Below are 19,100 nucleotides of genomic sequence, written 5' to 3'. Positions count from 1 at the left end.
GGTCGGGTCAGTCCCACAGTCCTGCAGACCCGAGCACGCGCTCGGGAGTGAGCTCGATGACCACGCGCCGGGGGTTGACACGCGGCTGCCGGTAGCGAACCGCATAGAGCTCGACCGCGTGAGTGACCGCATCCGGATCACGCAGGACCCGTGCCGTCCCCGCGATGCTCAGCCACTGCGGACCGCCCACCTGCGCGACGGTCGCCCTGTGATCCCGCTCGATGTTGCGCACCTTCTGGCTGCCGTCGCTCGTGATGACCCTCACGACTCCGTCGACGTACGTGAAGCCGACGGCAACCACATGGATCACCTCGCCCGGCCCCATCGTCGACAGCGTCGCGAGGTGATAGTCGCTGATGAATCGGCGTCCGTCCGCGGTGAGCTGCGCACTCATCCGTCCAGCGCCCTCACAAGCGATGCCGGTTCCACACCGTGTGCTGCGGCGACACCCGCATTGACGATGCCACCGGCGACCGTGTTGAGCCCCGCGGCCAGTGCGTCGTCCGCGCGTAGCGCCTCCCGCCACCCGCGTCGCGCGATCTGCCGGACGTAGGGGAGCGTCGCGTTCGTGAGCGCCGATGTGGACGTGTTCGGCACGGCGCCGGGCATGTTCGCGACGCAGTAGAACACGCTGCCATGCACGGGGAACGTCGGGTCGGCATGCGTCGTCGGGCGGGTGTCCTCGAAGCATCCGCCCTGATCCACCGCGATGTCGACGAGGACCGAGCCGGGCCGCATCCGCGCGACCATGTCGTTGGTGACCAGCTTCGGTGCCTTCGCGCCGGGAATCAGCACCGACCCGATCACGAGGTCGGACGCCACGACCGCGTTGTCCAGATCGAGGGGATTCGATGCTGCTGTCTTCACGCGACCCTGGAAATGATCGTCGAGGTAGCGCAGGCGCTGCACGTTCGTATCGAAGACCGTCACGTCGGCGCCCAGCCCGACGGCGACCACCGCGGCGTTCGCCCCGGCCACTCCTCCGCCGATCACCGTGACCGATGCAGGGCGAGTACCGGGCACGCCGGACATGAGCAGGCCGAGGCCGCCGGCCGAACGCATGAGGGTGGCGGCGCCGACGGTCGGAGCCAGGCGTCCGGCCACCTCGCTCATCGGGGCGAGCAGCGGAAGACCTCCGCCGGGCAGTTGCACGGTTTCGTAGGCGATCGCCGTCACGCCGTCGGCGACGAGGCGATCGGTGAGCGCGCGGTCGGCAGCGAGGTGAAGGTAGGTGAAGATGACGAGGTCGTCGCGGAAGTACGCGTATTCGGAGGCGATCGGCTCCTTCACCTTGAGCAGCAACTCCGCCCGCGCCCAGACGTCGGCGGCGTCGTCGAGCATCGTGGCGCCGGCCGCCTCGTATTCGGCGTCGGGCATCGATGAGCCCGTACCCGCCCCGCGCTGCACGAACACCTCGTGACCGGCGACAACGAGGTCGTGGACCCCCGCCGGCGTGAGCGCAACCCGATACTCGTTGTTCTTCACCTCGGTGGGAACGCTGATCCTCATCGTGTGATCCTTTCCGCTCCTCCGTTGGAGCGAACCTGCTCCTGGTGGGAGCGACCTAGAACGCGGGGCGGATCGCCCCGACGGGTGTGCCGCCGCCGGAGACCGACAGCGAGAGACCAGAGGATGCCTCGGCGACATCCGACGCGCTGAGCGCGCCGGCGCGCTCGAGCAGGCGAAGTCCGACGACGGATGCGGCGCGCCCCGACCCGTCGAGGATCTTGAGGGCGACGGTGGTGCCGTTCGGGGCGACCATGACCATGACTCCTTCGGCGCCGCCCTTGGCGAAGACGCCGAGCCGCTCGGCGACGACGGTGTCCGGCTGGCCGGGACCGGCGATCGTCCACGGGTGTTCGCGCACGGTCTGCACGAGCGCGGCTGCGTTGCGGTGCAACGCGAAAGGGGAGGTCGTGGATGACGTGCCGATCCGGTGGATGGCCCGCGCCAGCCCGAACAAAGTCATCGGGTAGACGGGTGCGCCGCATCCGTCGATCGCGGACGTCGTCAGCTTCTCGCCGGTGAGACGCTCGATGATCTCGCGGATGTGCATCTGCAGCGGATGGTTGATGTCGAGGTAGCTTGCGGCATCCCACCCGTTCGCGACGGTCGCGGCGAGCATGGCCGCGTGCTTGCCGGAACAGTTCATGCGGATGCGTGCGGGGGATTGCAGTTCGCGTACCATCTCGGCGCGCGAGGCCGGGTCGGTCGGCCACGCCTCGGGGCACCCGAGGTCATCCTCACCCACGCCCGCAGTCGTCAGGATGTCGCGCACGACGGCGACGTGGCGGTCGGTGCCCGAATGGCTCGCGGTCGCCAGGCCCAGGCGCTCCCCGTCGAGTTCGGCCCCCGCGGTCAGGCAGGCAAGCGCCTGCACGGGCTTCAGGCTCGACCGCGGCAACACGAGTGCCGAGGTGTCGCCGAGCTTCTCCACGACGCTCCCGTCGGGTGCCAGCACGATCGCAGCACCGGCGTGGCGCGATTCGACGAACCCGCTGCGTTCGACGACGGCGAGTTCGACGGAGCCCGTCACGGGGAAGGTCTGCGACACCTCGCCAGCCTATCGCCGTGACCGTCCGCGCACGGCATGACAGACTGATCGCCATGCGGGGTGAGCATCACTACAGGGTGCGGACGACATGGACCGGTGACCGGGGAACGGGCACGTCGGGATACCGGGACTACGACCGTGACGTGACCGTCGAGATCGAAGGCAAGCCCGTCCTGCTCGCCTCGGCCGACAAGCCCTTCCGCGGCGACCCGTCCCGGTGGAATCCCGAAGATCTGCTCCTTTCCGCGTTGAGCGAGTGTCACCTGCTGTCCTACTTGCATGCGTGTGTCACGGCGGGAGTCGTCGTTGTCGACTACGCCGACGACGCATCGGGCGTGATGGCGCTCGACGGTTCGGGGGGAGGTGCTTTCCGCGAAGTCGTGCTGCGACCCCGAGTGACGGTGGCCGACGCTTCGATGGTGGAGGCCGCATCCGCCGCGCACGCACAAGCGCACGCGTGGTGCTTCATCGCGAACTCGGTCAACTTCCCCGTGCGTCACGACGCGACGATCGTCGTCGCCGGCTGATGCGTCAGCGGCGTTCGTGGGGGAGCACCTGCTTGATGCGCTCGATGGGCGACTCGGCGGGAGCCTCGTTGTAGGCGTTGGCCAATTCCTGCCCGGACAGCGTATGGATGGCCGACATGATCTCGTCGGTCGCCAGTCGCCGCGCCCGGCCCGACGTCGCCGGACCGAAATGCGCCAGGTCGAGCGGCGCACCGAAGGAGACCGTGATGCGATGCCGCAGTGACGGCGCCTTCGCGCCGACGGGCATCATCTTGTCGGTTCCACGCAGACCCACGGGGACAACCGGGGCGCCGGTCTGAAGGGCGAGGAAGGCCACGCCGGTGCGCCCTTTATACAGCCGACCGTCGAGCGACCGCGTGCCCTCGGGATAGAGCGCGACCGCGCGACCGGCATCGAGAAGTCGACGTTGCTGATCCAGCGCGTCCAAGGCGGCCTGGCCCGCGCCTCGCTGGACCGGTATCGCTCCGATGGCGGTGAAGAACTGCCGCGAGCTCCACGATTCGAAGTAGCTGGCCTTCGCGAGAAAATGCACCGGGCGCGGTGCTGCGACCGGGATGGCGATGGAATCGATGAACGACAGGTGATTGCTCGCGAAGATCACCGGGCCCGTGCGCGGCACATGGTGTTTGCCGTCGATGTGCGGGCGGTAGACCAGGCGCGCGAGCGGGCGGATGACGGTGCGACCCAGAGCGTACGTCGCACCCATGCGGCGAGGGGAGGTCTCGAGGTCGCCGTCGATCGCATCGTTCTCGGCCTCGGAGGTCACCCGACGAGGGTACTCCCGGTCCTATTCCGCTCACGGAATGCGCAGTTCACAGGCGGACCAAAGGGAACGTGGGGGAGGATGGAGTCTTCCCGCCAACGATCTTGAGGTTCACTCGTGCGCATTCGCCCCCTCGTCGCTCTTTCTCTGTCCGCCGTCGCCCTGCTCGCGCTGGCCGGGTGCTCCGCGGCGGAACCCGAAGCCACCCCGACGGCAGACGGCGCGGGTGTCGACCTCTGTGCGTCCGCGGCGCCCGACGGTGACGTGGTGACCGCGGTGTCGGTGGAGGGCGCCGTCGGTGAGACCCCGGTCGTCACCTTCGTGTCACCGCTCGAGGTCGCTGAGGCCGAGCGTACGGTCGTCATCGAAGGTGATGGGGCTTCGATCGCCAGCGGAGACTATGTCTCGTACGCGTTGTCGCTCTATGACGCGTCGACGGGCGAGCTCCTGCAGGAGGGCGGATTCGATGGCGCTGCTCTGCCCGCAATGCCGATCGAGGCAGGCACGGGCGCCGACATCTTCTTCGGATGCGCGACGGAGGGTTCGCGCCTGGCCGTCACGACTCCCGCGACCGACACCGGCGCGGCGCAGGTATACGTGATCGACGTGCTCGAGGTCACCCCTGCGGACCAGTGGTGCGCGGTCACCGAGCCGGGTGACGACTTCCCGACCGTGGAGTTCTCGGATGACGGGATTCCGACGATCACGATTCCGGATGCCGAGGCTCCCGAGGGCGTGCAGGTCGAGGTCATCGAGGCCGGTGACGGCGAGACGGTCGAGCCGGGCGACTCGGTGACGGTGAACTACACCGGAGTGGCGTGGAGTGACGGCGAAGTCTTCGACTCTAGTTGGGAACGCGGCGAAACCGCCACGTTCGCCACCAACCAGGTGGTCGCAGGCTTCCAGCGGGCGCTCGAAGGCCAGACCGTCGGTTCGACGGTGCTCGTCTCGATGGCGCCCGCGTGCGGATACGGAGAAGCCGGCAGCGGTCACGAGCTCTCGGGCGAGACCCTCGTGTTCGTCGTCGAGATCATCGAGACCACCCGCAGCTGACGCTCCCCGCGCGGTCGGTAGGCTGACGGGATGCGGCGCGTTCTGATCCTCGGCTCCTCCGGTTCGATCGGCACACAGGCGCTCGACGTCATCCGCGCCCATCCGGGCAGGTTCGACGTCGTCGGCCTGGCCGTCGGCTCGGATCGGGCGATGCTCGAAACCCAGGCCGCCGAGTTTCAGGTCGAGCACACCGCGGTGGGAGCGGCGGAGGCCGAAGACCTCGTACGCGATGTCGACGCCGATGTCGTCCTGAACGGCATCACGGGCTCGGTCGGACTCGGGCCCACCCTGGCCGCGCTGGAGTCGGGTCGCACACTCGCCCTCGCGAACAAGGAATCGCTCGTCGTCGGCGGCGACCTCGTCACCGCCCTCGCCACGCCGGGGCAGATCGTGCCGGTTGACTCGGAGCACTCCGCGATCGCCCAGGCTCTGCGATCCGGTGACCGACACGAGGTGCGGCGCCTGGTGCTCACCGCATCCGGGGGGCCGTTCCGCGGCAGGCGCGCCGCTGACCTCGCAGCGGTGACGCCAGCGGAGGCGCTGGCCCACCCCACGTGGGACATGGGACGCGTCGTCACCACGAACTCCGCCACCCTCGTCAACAAGGGGCTCGAGGTCATCGAAGCCCACGTGCTGTTCGACGTGCCGTACGCCGAGATCGATGTCGTCGTCCACCCGCAGTCGATCGTGCACTCGATGGTCGAGTTCGTCGACGGATCGACGATCCTCCAGGCGTCACCCCCCGACATGCGTCTGCCGATCTCGCTCGGTCTGGATTGGCCGCACCGCGTCTCGGGCGTCGGCCGCCCGCTCGACTGGCAGACCGCCTCATCATGGACGTTCGAGCCTCTCGACGACGATGCGTTCCCCGCGGTCACCCTCGCCAAGCGCGTGGGACGCGCCGGGCGCACTTATCCGGCGGTCTTCAATGCGGCCAACGAGCAGGCCGTCGACGCCTTCCACGAGGGTCGATTGTCCTTCCCGGGCATCGTCGAGACGATCGACCGGGTGGTCGACGACCACGAACCCCCGGCAGAGTTGACGCGCGAGACCCTTGCCGATGCCGAGTCCTGGGCTCGCGCCGAGGCCGACCGGGTCATCGCCAGATCAGGCCGCTGAGGTTCGGTCAGAAGGCGGGACGCAGCGGGTCGGACGCGGGCGTCTCCTCGTCAGGGTAGGGAACGGGCCAGCGCGGCTCGATGACGGGCCATCCGGCGGCGCGCAGCGCGCGGCGCGAGAGTTCGCGGGCCGAGTAGGGCGTGCGCATTCCGCGGATGTCGCGGTAGTCCTGGTGGCCGGGACCCGCCCACAGGATCGCGTCTCCCTCGCCGACGAGGGCCACCGCTTCGATGATCGCGCGCTCGGGGGGTGAGAACTCACGGATGTCGGCGTCGGGGCGCGTGCGGCGCGCGCCCTCGATCAGCGTGGCGCGGATCGAATCAGGCTCTTCGAAGCGAGGGTGGTGGTCGGTGACGATCAGGATGTCGCTGCCCTCCACGGCGGTCCGCCCCATGTCGTGGCGCTTCGTGGCATCCCGGTCACCGTCGGCGCCGAACAGCATTACGACGGTGCCCGGCGTCACGCGACGCACGGCTGCCAGGGTCTTTTCGAACGCATCGGGGGAGTGTCCGAAGTCCACGTAGATCGCGGGTCCTTCCGCCGCGCTCACCAGCTCGGTGCGTCCGGGAAGATACGCCTGGATGCGGGAGCCGTCGAGCGCATCGACGATCCGTTCCCACGCGTACCCACCCTCGAGGATCATGACGATCGCGAGACCTGCGTTCGCCGCCATATGCCGACCGATCACCGGCACCACTGTCGTGAGGGTGCGTCCATCGGGCCCGGACAGGCGGAACTGCGTGCCGTCCTGGCGCTCGTCGACGATCTCCACGACCCAGTCCGCGGCGCGCGCGGCGTCGACGTCCGAGGCGATGTCGGGTGTACCGACGGTGACCGCCGGCACCTCGCACCGCTGGAACACCTCAGTGCCCGACGCGTGGTCGACGCTGATGACGGCGCGACGCGACCGGTCGGGGCGGAACAGTGGCATCTTCGCCTCGAAGTACTCGCGCATGTCGGCGTAGTCGTCGAGGTGGTCGTGCGTCAGGTTCGTGAAGCCCGCGACATCGAAAACGATCCCGTCGACGCGGCGGCGTGACAGGGCCTGTGCGCTCACCTCCACGGCAACGGCTTCGACGCCGCGCTCGCGCATGAGGGCGAGGAGCGCATGCATCTCGTAGGCCTCGGGCGTGGTGAGCCGCGACACGATGATCTGGCCCGCGATGTGCCGCTCGGCCGTCGACGACAACCCGGTCACGACGTCGAGTTGTTCGAGGATCCCCTCCAGGAGGTGCGAGACGCTGGTCTTGCCGTTGGTTCCGGTCGTTCCGAACAGGATCGGCAGGTCGTCGCCGCGGCCCGTCCGATACACCCAGGCCGAGAGATCTCCCAGCCGCGCACGCGGGTCGTCGACCACGATCACCGGAACACCGGCGGCCGCGGCGCGGTCTGCTCCCGCCGCGTCGGTGACGATCGCGACGGCACCGCGGGCGACCGCATCCGTCGCGAACTCCGCCCCGTGCCGCGCGCCGCCCTGCAGGGCGACGAAGACGTCGCCCGCGTTCAGGTCGGCGGTGGCGAGGGTGATCCCGGACAAGCGGATGCCGGCGGTCTCACCACGCACCTCGTCGGCGAAACGCGCCGCGAGATCGTCCAGGATGTGCACCGGCGGGTCGTCGGGGCGCAGGACCGGCGGGATGTTGGAGGGCGCTGAATCGGTGGGCATGGCCTGTCCATCTAACCACCCCGCACCTGTCGGGTCCGGGCACGTCGGACCGGACCCGACGCGGTGTGTCAGCTCGCGCGCGAGCGGCCTCGGACGAGCGCGGTGATCAGCGCGGCAAGGCCGAGCACGAGGCCACCGGCACCGAGCCAGCGGGCCACCGGGTCGTCCGTGGCCGGCGCTGCCGTGGTCTCCGCATCCGCCATCTCTTCGTCGTGTGATTCTTCGCCGGCGTCGGTCTCGTCGCCGTGGTCGCCGTGGTCATGGCCGTCACCCTCGGCCGCCGCGATCGTCACCAGTGGAGCGGGGGCATCGAGATCGTGCGGGTCCTGCCCCTCCTCTGCGAGTTCGACCCAGGCGTTCTCGCCCTCGACGCAGCTCTGGACGACCGGGAACGCCACCGTCTGGCCGGCGGTGTCTTCGGCGAACTTCACCTGGACGGACACCGTCGCCCGCAGGTGAGCGTCGATCGGCTCGTCGGCGGTGAAGATCACCTCGGTGGCGACACCTTCGTCGGCGCCGACAGCCTCGATCGACCATCCGGGCGCGATCTCGGGGGCGACGGACTCGATCCCTTCGGGAAGGTCGATCGCCAGCGCGGTGGTCGGCGAACCGTCGCAGCCGTGGCTGAAGGCGAAGGTGAGGACCGAGTAGCCACCGGCGGTCGCGGTGCCCGGCGACACGACGACGTGCGCGGATGCCGCGAGCGGGGCGGCGACGGCGAGTGCGACGCCGCCGGCAAGGCCTGTGGCGACGAGTGCCGCGCGGCGGCGGATGGGGGTGGTGCGGGACATGGTTTCTCCTACGGATCGTCTGATGCGCGATACGCCCGGCGGGCGCGCACAGGTGATTCCCCTCGCGACGCGGCGGGGAACGGATGCGGCGCGGTGGCCGCTCAGACGAACGCGGGCGGTCCGCGTCGGGAGAGGTCGTGGACGTCGGTGCGACGTCGTGGGCGCGGCCGCGAACCGCCGACGCACGAGTGCACCGCGCGGGGAATCGCCGGTTGCGGCTGCGGGGGCATGCGGACGAAGACACGCCGGATGCCGCGGCCCAGGGCGTGCAGCATCCGCTCGCCCCGATACATCGCGAGCACCGTGAGCACCGCAGCGAGGATGTGCGCGATCACCATGGGCCCCTCGAGCCCGATCTCCGGCGTCGCGCCTGCGGAGAGAACCGGGATGCCGTGCACGTGGCCATCGCCGGCGATGCCGTCGAGCCCGGCCGTCGCGGAGAACGTCACGTGGAGCAGCACCTGGCTGAGGCCGACCGCGACGATCACTCGCAGGAGGCTGAGTGCACGCCCGGCCAGCGCGACGCACAGCGGCGCGGCCAGGGCCGTGACGATCAGGAGCACGAGTGGCGAGGGGGCATGGCCGCCGCCGACCGTGTGCGACACCGCCGCGGTCCACGTCGCGACGGCGCTCGCCGCAACGCCACGGAGGGCGCGCGTCGCCCGTGTGCTCATGTGTGCCATTCCGTGGGACAGCGTAGGGCACACCGGGCCTGTTCGAAGGGAAAGCCAAGGTAGTCGCGAGTAGCGTGTGGGTGTGGAGATCCTCGCGTTCATCATCGGCGTCGTGCTGCTGGTCGTCGGCCTCGCCGTCTCGATCGCGCTCCACGAGATCGGTCACCTCGTTCCGGCCAAGCGGTTCGGTGTGCGCGTGAGCCAGTACATGGTCGGGTTCGGGCCGACGTTGTGGTCGCGCCGACGCGGCGAGACCGAGTACGGGCTGAAGGCGATTCCGCTCGGCGGCTACATCTCGATGGCCGGAATGTATCCGCCTTCTCCGAAGGAAGAAGAGGCCGCGCTGGCGGGCCGGCAGTCGGGACGCGCCGGCGGAGGATTCTTCGCCACGATGGTGCAGGATGCCCGGACCGCCAACGACGAGACACTCACCGACGGGGCGGAGGACGGTGTCTTCTACCGGCTCCCCGTATGGAAGCGCGTCGTGATCATGCTCGGCGGGCCGTTCATGAACCTGGTGTTCGCGATCGTGCTGTTCGCGATCCTCCTCAGCGGCATCGGCATCCAGACCGCCACGACGACGATCGCACGTGTCAGCGAGTGCCTCCCGATTGTGGGGCAGACGGCGTGCGGACCGGACGCGGAGTCGGTGCCGGCCGCCGAGGCGGGAATGCAGCCGGGCGACACCATCGTGTCGATCGACGGCACACCCGTCGACACGTTCACCGATGTGTCGACCCTTGTGCGCGCCGCACCCGGCGAGAACCTGACCGTCGTCGTCGAGCGCGGCGGCGAAGACATCACCCTTCAACTCACCCCGGCTCGCGTGACACAGCAGGAGACCGACGAGTTCGGGCGGGCGGTGACCGACGAGAACGGTGAGCCCGTGCTCGTCGACGTGGGGTTCATCGGCGTCGGGCCGACGGGGGAGTTCGTTCGACAGCCCCTCTGGGCAGGACCGCAGGCGGCGTTCGAGAACGTCACGGCCGTATCGGGCATCCTCTGGCAACTGCCGGTGCGCGTCTGGGACACCGGCGTCGACCTCTTCACCGGTCAGGAACGCGATCCCGACGGACCGCTGAGCGTCGTCGGTGCGGGTCGCCTCGCAGGTGAGGTCGCCGCGTCGGAGTCGCCCGTCCTCAATCGCGTCGCCGGATTCATCGGGCTGCTGGCATCGCTGAACATCGCGCTGTTCCTGTTCAACCTCATCCCGTTGCTGCCCCTCGACGGCGGCCACGTCGTGGTGGCGTTGTGGGACGGGGTCAAGCGTGTCTGGGCCAAGCTCTTCCGCCGGCCTCCGCCACGACCGGTGGATGCCACCAAGCTCGTTCCGGTGACGTTCGCGGTGTTCATCGCGTTGCTCGTGATGGGCGGCGTGCTGATCCTGGCCGACCTCTTCAACCCCGTCTCGATCCTCTGACGCCGCGGCGCGGCGCGGGGTCCTCAGGCGTCGGCGAGGGAGTGGGCGACGAGTCGCTCCAGCGTCGTCATACCGTCGCGCGACAGGATCGACTCCAGATGCCCTTGCACGGATGCGAATCCCGGGCCGCGCAGCGCCGAGACATCGCCGTTCGCGTCGGCCGACACGAACGCCTCGCCGACCTGGGTCGTTCCGGCCGGTACCCGCGCGGTGAAGGTGTTGTAGAAGCCGATCGACGCGGCGCCGTCGAACACCGGGACGGTCTTCTGCACGCCCTGATGCGGTTCGGCCAAGGGGCCGAGATCGATGCCGAGCGAATCGGCGAGGATCTGATGGCTGAGGCACACCGCCAACAGCGGGCGGCCGGTTTCGCGGCGGAGCGCGATGACCTGCCGCATCCGCTCCATGCGCGGATTCTGCGGGTCGCGAGGGTCGCCGGGGCCCGGGCCGAAGACCACGAGTTCGGCCTGCGCGACCTGCGTGTCGGTGACCTCGCTCCATGGCGCGATGGTCGCGTCGAGTCCGAGGTGGCGCAGTTGGTGCGCGAGCATCGTGGTGAACCGGTCCTCAGCGTCGACCACGAGCGCACGACGCCCCTGGAATGGTCCGCCGTCGGCATCCTGCGGCTCGATCCAGAACGCCGCGAGCCGCTCGTTGCGTGAACGCAGCAGCGCGGCGATGTCGGGGTCCTCGGCGAGCGGGCGCGGAGCGGCCACCGGGGCGTCCTCGTCCGGCGCGGTCGTCGGGGCGTTGTCGCGGGGAACCGCGCCGATCGCCCCGAGCACGCCGGCGGCCTTTCCATGGGTTTCGCTGACCTCGCCGTACGGATCCGAATGCCGCACGAGCGTGGCCCCGACCGGCACCCGCAGCCGACCATCCTGCAGGTAGGCGGTGCGGATGAGGATCGGAGCATCCACGTCGTGGGAGGCATCACCGCCGTCCCGCGGCGTGAACAGGGCGGCCACGCCCGAGTAGTAGCCCCGCGGCGACTGCTCGTGCCGTGTGATCACCGTGCAGGCGTTCTGCATCGGAGATCCCGTCACGGTCGGCGCGAACATCGTTTCGCGCAGGATGTCACGGGGGTCCAGGCCGCTGCGACCGGTCAGCATGTACTCGGTGTGCGTGAGCCGCGACATCTCCTTCAGATGCGGACCGGTGATGCGGCCACCGTCCGAGCAGACCGCGCTCATCATCTTGAGTTCTTCGTCGACCACCATGAAGAGTTCCTCGGTCTCCTTCGTCGACCGCAGGAATTCGCTGAGGGTCTCGGCCGTCGCGCCGCCGTCGGGGTGGCGGAACGTTCCCGAAATCGGGTTCATCGTCACCGCTCCGTCATGCGCGCTCACGTGGGCTTCGGGGCTCGCACCCACCGCGATGTGCCCGGGGGTGACGATCGCGAACGTCCAGTAGGCGCCGCGTTCGTGCTCGAGAAGTGCGCGGAACCACGTGAGCGCCGTTGCCACGGGGTCGGCTGAGACCGCGGCGGTGAAATCCCGTCGGATGACGAAGTTCGCGCCCTCCCCTCGGCCGATCTCGTCGGTGATCACCCGCCGCACGATGTCGGCATATTCCTCGTCGGCGATATCGAACCCCGCGTCTTCGAGAGGGATCGTTTCGGAGGGGAGAGCCCGCATCACCGCGGCGCGATCGAGGACCACGTGATCGCGGACGATGAGGCACCGCAGCGGGGCGCCGTCGTCGTGGCAGGCGAACCCCCGCTCGCGCACCTGGCGGAACGGCACGAGAGCAAGGACCTCATGCGGCGCGCCGTCAGAGCCATGCAGGGGGATGTCGCCGAGGAGCTCGACGTCGATCACATCGCCGGTCAGCAGCTCGACGGTATCCGGCTCGCGCGCGATGAGCGCGAAGGGCTTTCCACCGGTCATCGCGGCGGCCAGGGGGGCAGGGCTCGGGGGCATCGCCGGGCCTTTCATGGTTCGGGCGGCCGTCGTGGGACGAAAAAACCGCCTCTTCGGGCGGTCTGTCTCTCACGAATGCGAACACACCGCCATCAGCGGGTGGGCCACCAGGTGGTGCTCGCGAGCATGCGGTCACATTAGCACGCGGCGCGGGGGTGGCCGGATCCGCGAAAGAGGGCGTGCCCGCGGGAGTTGCGGCATCCGCTCAGCATCGCATCAGCCGTGGTGCGCCGCAGCGCCGTAGGCTGGAGACTGTGCCAGCAGTGAACATCGGGATGCCGCGTGTGCCGGACGTCCTCGCGCCCCGCCGCAAGAGCCGTCAGATCAAGGTCGGAAAGGTCCTCGTCGGCGGTGATGCGCCGATCAGCGTCCAGTCCATGACGACCACGCCCACGACGAACATCAACGCGACGCTCCAGCAGATCGCCGAACTCACCGCCTCAGGCTGCGAGATCGTGCGCGTCGCCGTTCCGTCGCAGGACGACGCCGATGTGCTGCACATCATCGCCCAGAAGAGCCAGATTCCGGTGATCGCCGACATTCACTTCCAGCCGAAGTACGTCTTCCAGGCGATCGACGCCGGATGCGCGGCTGTGCGGGTGAATCCCGGCAACATCCGCAAGTTCGATGACCAGGTCGGCGCGATCGCCGCGGCCGCCAAGGCCGCCGGGGTGTCGCTGCGCATCGGCGTGAACGCCGGGTCTCTCGATCGGCGGCTCCTGGAGAAGTACGGCAAGGCCACGCCCGAGGCGCTCATGGAAAGCGCCGTCTGGGAGGCGTCGCTGTTCGAAGAGCACGACTTCCACGACTTCAAGATCTCGGTCAAGCACAACGACCCTGTCGTCATGGTCAAGGCGTACCGGCTGCTCGCTGAGCGGGGCGACTGGCCGCTCCACCTCGGCGTCACCGAGGCGGGACCGGCGTTCCAGGGCACGATCAAGTCCGCGACAGCCTTCGGCATTCTGCTGGGCGAGGGTATCGGTGACACGATCCGCGTGTCATTGTCGGCGCCGCCGGCAGAAGAGGTGAAGGTCGGGCACCAGATCCTTCAGTCGCTCAACCTGCGCGAACGCAAGCTCGAGATCGTGTCGTGTCCCTCGTGCGGTCGTGCCCAGGTCGACGTCTACTCCCTCGCCGACAGCGTGACCGAGGGCCTGAAAGACGTGACGGTGCCGCTGCGCGTGGCGGTCATGGGCTGCGTCGTGAACGGACCGGGTGAGGCGCGCGAAGCCGACCTCGGCGTCGCTTCCGGCAATGGCAAGGGTCAGATCTTCGTCAAGGGTGAGGTCATCAAGACCGTGCCCGAGGCCGAGATCGTCGAGACACTCCTCGCCGAAGCCCGCCGAATCGCCGACGAGATGGGCCCCGAAGCCGGCGTCGGCACCGCGCAGGTCGTCACGAGCTGAGCCACGCCCGCTGGTCGTGGGCATGGGTGCTGCGGATGCGGCTGCTGTGGATGGTGCCTCCAGTCGGACGACCGTCGAAGCATGGCCGCCGAGCGGAGATCTGCGGTCTCGAGGAGTGCAGGCCGCCAGAGCATCCGCTATAGAGCAGATCTCCGCTTGAAGGCATGCCTTCCTGCGGGGCGCCTGTCCTCGGAGGTCAGCTTTCCAGAGGAGATCTGCCGACCTGAGGAGCCCGGGCGGCCAGAGCCTCCGCTCGACGGCAATTCTCCGCTGAACGGCAGTTCTCCGCTTGACGGCAGATCGCCGCTCGACGGCGTGATCGACGGCGTGAGCGGCCGCGCGCGGCATCCGTCAGACGTCGTCGCGGGAGTCAGCCGCGCGCAGACCCGAGCGAGAGCCAATTCTCGCGGCACAGCCGGGCGGTGAGTTCGGCGTCGCCGGCGGCCGCGGCATCCACGATCGCATCGTGCTGGGTCACCGAGTCGTGCGCGGCGAATGATCCGAACCGCAGGCGTTCGACACGACGCAGCAGCGGGGTCACCGTTTCGAGGACGTCGCTGATCATCGGGTTGCCGCCGGCGCGCACGAGCACGTCGTGAAAACGGTCGTCGGCGCGTAGCGCGGCCTCGGTGTCGCCGTCGGCGATGGATGCCGCGAACTCCGCGTTCGCCCGGCGCATCTGCGTGACGTGGTCGGGCGAGAGCGCCGGCACGGCCATGCGCGCCGCGAGTTCGTGCATCGACGCGGCGATCTGCTGTGCGTGATGTGTCGTCGCATCGTCGAACGGGGCGACGATCGTCGCACGCCCGGGGTGGGAGATGACGAGTCCTGCTCGCTCCAGCCGCAGCAGAGCCTCGCGGATCGGCGTGCGACTGACGCCCAACCATGCCTCGATCTCGGTGTCGCGCAGGCGCTCCCCGGGGGCCAGCGTGCCGTCGACGATCGCGTCTCGCAGCGACGCGTAGACGTTGTCGCGCAGGAGCTCGCGGGCGGGTGCTCCGCCGGTCTGCGGCACGGGCATGGAGGCTCCTGGCTCGAGGACGGGGTCGGCTCATCCTATTCCAGACAACACCCATCGGATGCAATATCCAAAATATTGCGCTACGGTGACCGAACACCCCTCCCCGAGATTGAGGACGACATGGCCATCACCGACTTCGAGCGCTACCCCCTCACGTTCGGGCCGACCCCGATTCACCACCTGCCCCGGCTGACGCAGCACCTCGGAGGTGCACAGATCTGGGCCAAGCGGGAGGACGTCAACAGCGGGCTCGCGTTCGGCGGAAACAAGACGCGCAAGCTTGAATACCTCATCCCCGAAGCGCTCGCTCAGGGAGCGGACACCCTCGTCTCCATCGGGGGGTACCAGTCCAACCACACGCGTCAGGTCGCGGCCGTCGCTGCGAAGCTCGGGCTCAAGGCTCGGCTCGTGCAGGAGAACTGGGTCGAATGGCCCGACCCGCTGAGCGACCGGGTGGGCAACATCCAGCTCTCGCGCATCATGGGTGCCGATGTGACCTTGGACGCCGCGGGCTTCGACATCGGCATCCGGTCGAGCTGGGAGAACGCGATCGATGAAGTCGTCGCCGCCGGCGGAACACCGTATGCGATTCCTGCCGGTGCGTCGGACCACCGACTGGGCGGTCTCGGCTTCGCCAACTGGGCGTACGAAGTCGAGCAGCAGGAGCGCGAGATCGGCGTGTTCTTCGACACCATCGTCGTGTGCACGGTGACGGGTTCGACCCACGCGGGCATGATCGCCGGATTCGCCGGGCAAGATCGCCCGCGGCGGGTCATCGGCATCGACGCGTCGGCCACGATCGAGAAGACGCGCGCGCAGGTCGAGCGGATCGCCCGCAACACCGCCGAGCTGATCGGTCTCGGCCGAGAGCTGCGCGACGACGAGATCACGATCCTCGAAGGCTGGGCGGGCGACCTGTACGGTATCCCTGTGCAATCCACCCTCGACGCCATCCGGTTGGGCGGTTCGCTGGAGGCGATGATCACCGACCCGGTCTATGAGGGCAAGTCGCTCGCGGGCCTCATCGACCTCGTCGCGTCGAAGGAGATCCCCGCGACCAGCAACGTGCTCTACGCGCATCTCGGCGGTCAGCTGGCGCTCAACGCTTACAGCGGATTGTTCCGGTAGGCGGCGATGCCCCACGAGATCGGCGACGAGGCCGAGCCCAGTGTCAACGACCGTCCGCTGTCGGCCGCGGCGTCGCTGGACGACGACGTGCTCGATCGGATCGCGCAGCGCGTGCTCTGGCTGTCGACGGCGATCGTCGACGGGGCGAACCGCGGGCGACCGAACGAATCGGGTGTGAAGGTCGGGGGTCACCAGGCGTCGAGCGCATCGATGGTCGGCATCATGACCTCGCTGTGGTTCTCGGAGCTCACCGCCGAAGACCGTGTGTCGGTGAAGCCCCATGCCTCGCCCGCGCTGCACGCGATCAACTATCTCCTCGGTGGCCTCGACGAGTCGTACCTCTCGCGTCTGCGCGAAAAGGGCGGTCTGCAGAGTTACCCGAGCCGCGCGAAGGATCCCGACGTCGTCGACTTCTCGACGGGCAGCGTCGGGATCGGCGCGACGGCTCCGATCTGGGCGGCGCTCTCACACCGCTACCTGCGTGACCGCATCGCCGACGTGCCGCGTGCGGGGCGATTCATCTCGCTGCTCGGCGACGCCGAACTCGACGAGGGCGCCGTGTGGGAGGCCATCTGCGACCCGCAGGTGTCGCGCATGGGCGAGCTGCTGTGGATCGTCGACCTCAACCGCCAATCGCTGGACCGCGTCATACCCGACATCCAGATCGCGCGACTGCAAGGGATGTTCGCCGCGGCCGGCTGGCAGGTGCTCACCGTCAAGTGGGGCACCCGCATCCGTCGCATCTTCGAGCGGCCCGGCGGCGACGCGCTCCGCGAGCGACTCGAGTCGATGCCCAACGAGGAATATCAGCGTCTCTTGCGCTCGCACCCGTCCGAACTGCACGCCCGCATCGCCGGTGACGACCCCGCCGATGGCCTGCGCTCCGTGCTCGAGGGCCTCTCGGCACACGAACTCGCCTCGGCGATCCGTGATCTCGGCGGGCATGACATCGGCATGCTCCGAGAGACATATCGCGACGTGGATGCCACGCGTCCGACCGTGATCTTCGCGTACACCGTCAAAGGTCGGGGGTTGGCGACCGAGGGGCACCCCAACAATCATTCCGCGCAGTTGACCGCGGCACAGCTCGAGGAGCTGGCCCGGCTCTCGGGGACGAGCATGGAGGATCCGTGGCGTCGATTCGACGAGGGCAGCGAAGAGCAAGAGGTCATCTCCGACACCGCTGTACGTCTGCGCCGGCCCGCTGTTCCCGACGTCGTGCCCGCGCCGGTTCCGGCATCGCTTCCGTGGGGCTATCGCGCGGTCATCTCGACCCAGGCCGCCCTCGGACGGTTCCTCTCCGACATCACCCGCGGGGCCCCCGAGGCGGCGGAGCGGATCGTGACGCTCAGCCCCGACGTCGCGTCGTCGACGAATCTGGGCGGGTGGATCAACAAGACCGGCGTCTGGTCGGTCGGTGAACGACGCGACTGGTTCGCCGACGATGCCGACCGCGTCCTGCGGTGGTCCGAGACCCCGCACGGCCAACACATCGAACTGGGGATCGCCGAGGTCAACCTCGTCGGCCTCGCCGCCGAGTTGGGCGCGACATGGAGCCGCTGGGGCAGGCAGCTCATCCCCATCGCCACGATCTACGACCCGTTCGTCAATCGGGCTCTCGAACCGTGGTCCTACGGCATCTACGCCGGTGGGCAGTCGATCCTCGTCGGCACGCCATCGGGCGTGACGCTCGCACCCGAAGGCGGCGCACACCAGTCGATCACCACGCCGTCGATCGGGCTGGAACAGCCGGGCTGCATCGCATGGGAGCCCGCCTTCGCCCAAGACCTCGAATGGACGATGCTCGAGGCGATGAGCCACATCGGGATGCCGGAGGGCACCTCGGCTTACTTCCGCCTCAGCACGCGGCCGGTCGACCAGTCGCTGGCCCGTCTGCCGGAGGACCCCGTGCTGCGCGAGCGGCGCCGAGAGCACGCGATCTCGGGCGGCTACCGCCTGGTCGACGGTGGCGAAGGGGAGCAGGTCACGCTGGTCGGGGTCGGCGCCATGATGACCGAGGTGCTCGAGGCGCGTGAAGTGCTCGAGCGTGCGGGTGTCGCGGCAGGTGTCGTGTGCCTGACCAGTCCCGACCTCGTCTACCGCTCGTTGCGGGACCGCGACGAGGTGGCCACCTCACCGCGCGGTGCGATCGCCGATCAGCTCTTCCCCGCGCACCGCCCCGCTCCCATCGTCGCTGTGCTCGACGGGCATCCGCACACGCTGTCGTTCCTATCGGGTGTACGTGGTGATCGGATGCGCAGTCTCGGGGTGACGTCGTTCGGTCAGTCGTCGAGCCTGGAGGACGCCTATGCCCTGCACGGGATCGATGCGACGGGAATCGTCCGCGCTGCGTTGGACCTCGTCGGACGCTGACTCACGACACCGCGCCACCGACGGCGCGGATGTCGGTGGGCGACGCGAGGCTCGTCCGTATGGCGATGTCGAGTGCCGTGGCGATGTCGGAGATCGGCAGGCTCGGCGCACCCGACGGCGCGTTCGCGGTATCCCAGGGCACGTGGATGAAGCCGGCGCGGGTGCCGTGTGCCGCGCGGGCGAGGGCGTGGAAGAACACGTGATTGCAGACGAAGGTGCCTGCAGAATGCGACAGCTCGGCGGGGATCCCGGCATCCGTCACCGCACGCGCGATCGCTTTGACGGGCAGTGTGGAAAAGCGCGCGTCGGGCGCGCCCACGAGGCTCGGCTCATCGATCGGCTGGGCGCCGGCGTTGTCGGGGATCCGTGCGTCGACGAGATTGACCGCGATGCGCTCGATGCTGATCGCGCGACGCCCGCCCGCGAGCCCGACGGCGATGACGAGATCGGGGGAGTGGTCGCGGATCAGGTCGCTCAGTTGCGCGGCTGCGCCGTCGAAGGTGACCGGCAACACCGCGGTGACGAGGGTGGCCGGTCCCGCCCAGCGTGAGGCGACGAGGTCGATCGCGGCGCCGGACGGGTTCGAGGTATCGCCCCCGAATGGCTCGAAGCCGGTGAGCACCACAGTCGTCATCCCTCCACCGTAGGCGCATGTGGGAGGGGCGTCGGCTCTAGACTTGTCGCTC

Annotated in this window: 17 protein-coding genes; 7 read left to right on the top strand and 10 right to left on the bottom strand. The window is 69.0% G+C overall.

Going from position 1 to position 19,100, the window contains the following annotated elements; all coding sequences use genetic code 11:
- Positions 1-7: 7 nt before the first annotated feature.
- Genes ACFQZV_RS11775 through ACFQZV_RS11765 form a run of 3 tightly spaced genes read right to left on the bottom strand, consistent with a single transcriptional unit; the run spans position 8 to position 2,554 of the window.
- Entirely contained in the window at positions 8-394 is a 387-nt protein-coding gene (locus ACFQZV_RS11775; RefSeq protein WP_378753802.1) for a pyridoxamine 5'-phosphate oxidase family protein, read from the bottom strand.
- Positions 391-1,509: an alanine dehydrogenase gene (gene ald / locus ACFQZV_RS11770; protein ID WP_378753800.1), complete on the bottom strand. Its 1,119-nt coding sequence runs from the start codon at positions 1,507-1,509 to the stop codon at positions 391-393. Before ald ends, ACFQZV_RS11775 begins: the two co-directional genes overlap by 4 nt.
- Before the next feature lie 55 nt (positions 1,510-1,564).
- Entirely contained in the window at positions 1,565-2,554 is a 990-nt protein-coding gene (locus ACFQZV_RS11765; RefSeq protein WP_378753798.1) for an asparaginase, read from the bottom strand.
- 53 nt (positions 2,555-2,607) lie between these two features.
- On the opposite strand from ACFQZV_RS11765, the gene ACFQZV_RS11760 reads away from it, so the two are divergent.
- Positions 2,608-3,081 (top strand): OsmC family protein, encoded by a 474-nt coding sequence (locus ACFQZV_RS11760; RefSeq protein ID WP_378753814.1) that lies wholly within the window; start codon positions 2,608-2,610, stop codon positions 3,079-3,081.
- A gap of 4 nt (positions 3,082-3,085) precedes the next feature.
- On the opposite strand, the gene ACFQZV_RS11755 is transcribed toward ACFQZV_RS11760, so the two are convergent.
- A complete protein-coding gene (locus ACFQZV_RS11755) occupies positions 3,086-3,787 on the bottom strand; it encodes a lysophospholipid acyltransferase family protein (protein WP_378753812.1) in 702 nt (233 codons plus the stop codon).
- A 174-nt stretch (positions 3,788-3,961) separates the two neighbouring features.
- Here ACFQZV_RS11755 and ACFQZV_RS11750 point away from each other — a divergent pair, with 174 nt between their 5' ends.
- Both ACFQZV_RS11750 and dxr read left to right on the top strand, forming a co-directional pair.
- Entirely contained in the window at positions 3,962-4,897 is a 936-nt protein-coding gene (locus ACFQZV_RS11750) for an FKBP-type peptidyl-prolyl cis-trans isomerase (RefSeq protein WP_378753796.1), read from the top strand.
- A 30-nt stretch (positions 4,898-4,927) separates the two neighbouring features.
- Positions 4,928-6,016, top strand: a complete 1,089-nt coding sequence (gene dxr, locus ACFQZV_RS11745; protein WP_378753794.1) for a 1-deoxy-D-xylulose-5-phosphate reductoisomerase — start codon at positions 4,928-4,930, stop codon at positions 6,014-6,016.
- A gap of 7 nt (positions 6,017-6,023) precedes the next feature.
- Here dxr and ACFQZV_RS11740 read toward each other — a convergent pair whose 3' ends face one another.
- The 3 genes from ACFQZV_RS11740 to ACFQZV_RS11730 all read right to left on the bottom strand — a co-directional run bounded on the left by ACFQZV_RS11740 (position 6,024) and on the right by ACFQZV_RS11730 (position 9,147).
- Positions 6,024-7,682 carry a Mur ligase family protein gene (locus tag ACFQZV_RS11740; protein ID WP_378753792.1) on the bottom strand — a complete coding sequence of 553 codons (1,659 nt, stop codon included), beginning with the start codon at positions 7,680-7,682 and terminating at the stop codon, positions 6,024-6,026.
- A 68-nt stretch (positions 7,683-7,750) separates the two neighbouring features.
- A complete protein-coding gene (locus tag ACFQZV_RS11735) occupies positions 7,751-8,473 on the bottom strand; it encodes a YcnI family protein (protein WP_378753790.1) in 723 nt (240 codons plus the stop codon).
- A 101-nt stretch (positions 8,474-8,574) separates the two neighbouring features.
- Positions 8,575-9,147: a hypothetical protein gene (locus ACFQZV_RS11730; protein ID WP_378753788.1), complete on the bottom strand. Its 573-nt coding sequence runs from the start codon at positions 9,145-9,147 to the stop codon at positions 8,575-8,577.
- An 82-nt stretch (positions 9,148-9,229) separates the two neighbouring features.
- Here ACFQZV_RS11730 and ACFQZV_RS11725 point away from each other — a divergent pair, with 82 nt between their 5' ends.
- A complete protein-coding gene (locus tag ACFQZV_RS11725; RefSeq protein ID WP_378753786.1) occupies positions 9,230-10,567 on the top strand; it encodes a M50 family metallopeptidase in 1,338 nt (445 codons plus the stop codon).
- 23 nt (positions 10,568-10,590) lie between these two features.
- Here ACFQZV_RS11725 and ACFQZV_RS11720 read toward each other — a convergent pair whose 3' ends face one another.
- A complete protein-coding gene (locus ACFQZV_RS11720) occupies positions 10,591-12,486 on the bottom strand; it encodes a chorismate-binding protein (RefSeq protein ID WP_378753784.1) in 1,896 nt (631 codons plus the stop codon).
- Between the two features lie 254 nt (positions 12,487-12,740).
- On the opposite strand from ACFQZV_RS11720, the gene ispG reads away from it, so the two are divergent.
- Positions 12,741-13,892, top strand: coding sequence for a flavodoxin-dependent (E)-4-hydroxy-3-methylbut-2-enyl-diphosphate synthase (ispG, locus tag ACFQZV_RS11715; RefSeq protein ID WP_378753782.1), 1,152 nt, complete (start codon positions 12,741-12,743; stop codon positions 13,890-13,892).
- 370 nt (positions 13,893-14,262) lie between these two features.
- Here ispG and ACFQZV_RS11710 read toward each other — a convergent pair whose 3' ends face one another.
- On the bottom strand, positions 14,263-14,913 hold the full coding sequence (locus ACFQZV_RS11710; protein WP_378753780.1) for a GntR family transcriptional regulator: 651 nt from the start codon (positions 14,911-14,913) through the stop codon (positions 14,263-14,265).
- A gap of 120 nt (positions 14,914-15,033) precedes the next feature.
- Here ACFQZV_RS11710 and ACFQZV_RS11705 point away from each other — a divergent pair, with 120 nt between their 5' ends.
- Both ACFQZV_RS11705 and ACFQZV_RS11700 read left to right on the top strand, forming a co-directional pair.
- Complete coding sequence (locus ACFQZV_RS11705; protein ID WP_378753778.1) at positions 15,034-16,041, top strand: 1-aminocyclopropane-1-carboxylate deaminase; 1,008 nt, start codon at positions 15,034-15,036, stop codon at positions 16,039-16,041.
- A 6-nt stretch (positions 16,042-16,047) separates the two neighbouring features.
- A complete protein-coding gene (locus ACFQZV_RS11700) occupies positions 16,048-18,414 on the top strand; it encodes a transketolase-like TK C-terminal-containing protein (RefSeq protein ID WP_378753776.1) in 2,367 nt (788 codons plus the stop codon).
- A gap of 1 nt (position 18,415) precedes the next feature.
- On the opposite strand, the gene pcp is transcribed toward ACFQZV_RS11700, so the two are convergent.
- Entirely contained in the window at positions 18,416-19,048 is a 633-nt protein-coding gene (gene pcp, locus ACFQZV_RS11695) for a pyroglutamyl-peptidase I (protein WP_378753774.1), read from the bottom strand.
- Positions 19,049-19,100 lie beyond the last annotated feature (52 nt).

This window comes from Microbacterium koreense (assembly GCF_042677105.1).
Taxonomy (GTDB): Bacteria; Actinomycetota; Actinomycetes; order Actinomycetales; family Microbacteriaceae; genus Microbacterium; species Microbacterium koreense.
Note: the sequence above shows the minus strand (reverse complement) of the source record. Positions and strands in the feature narration are given on the sequence as shown.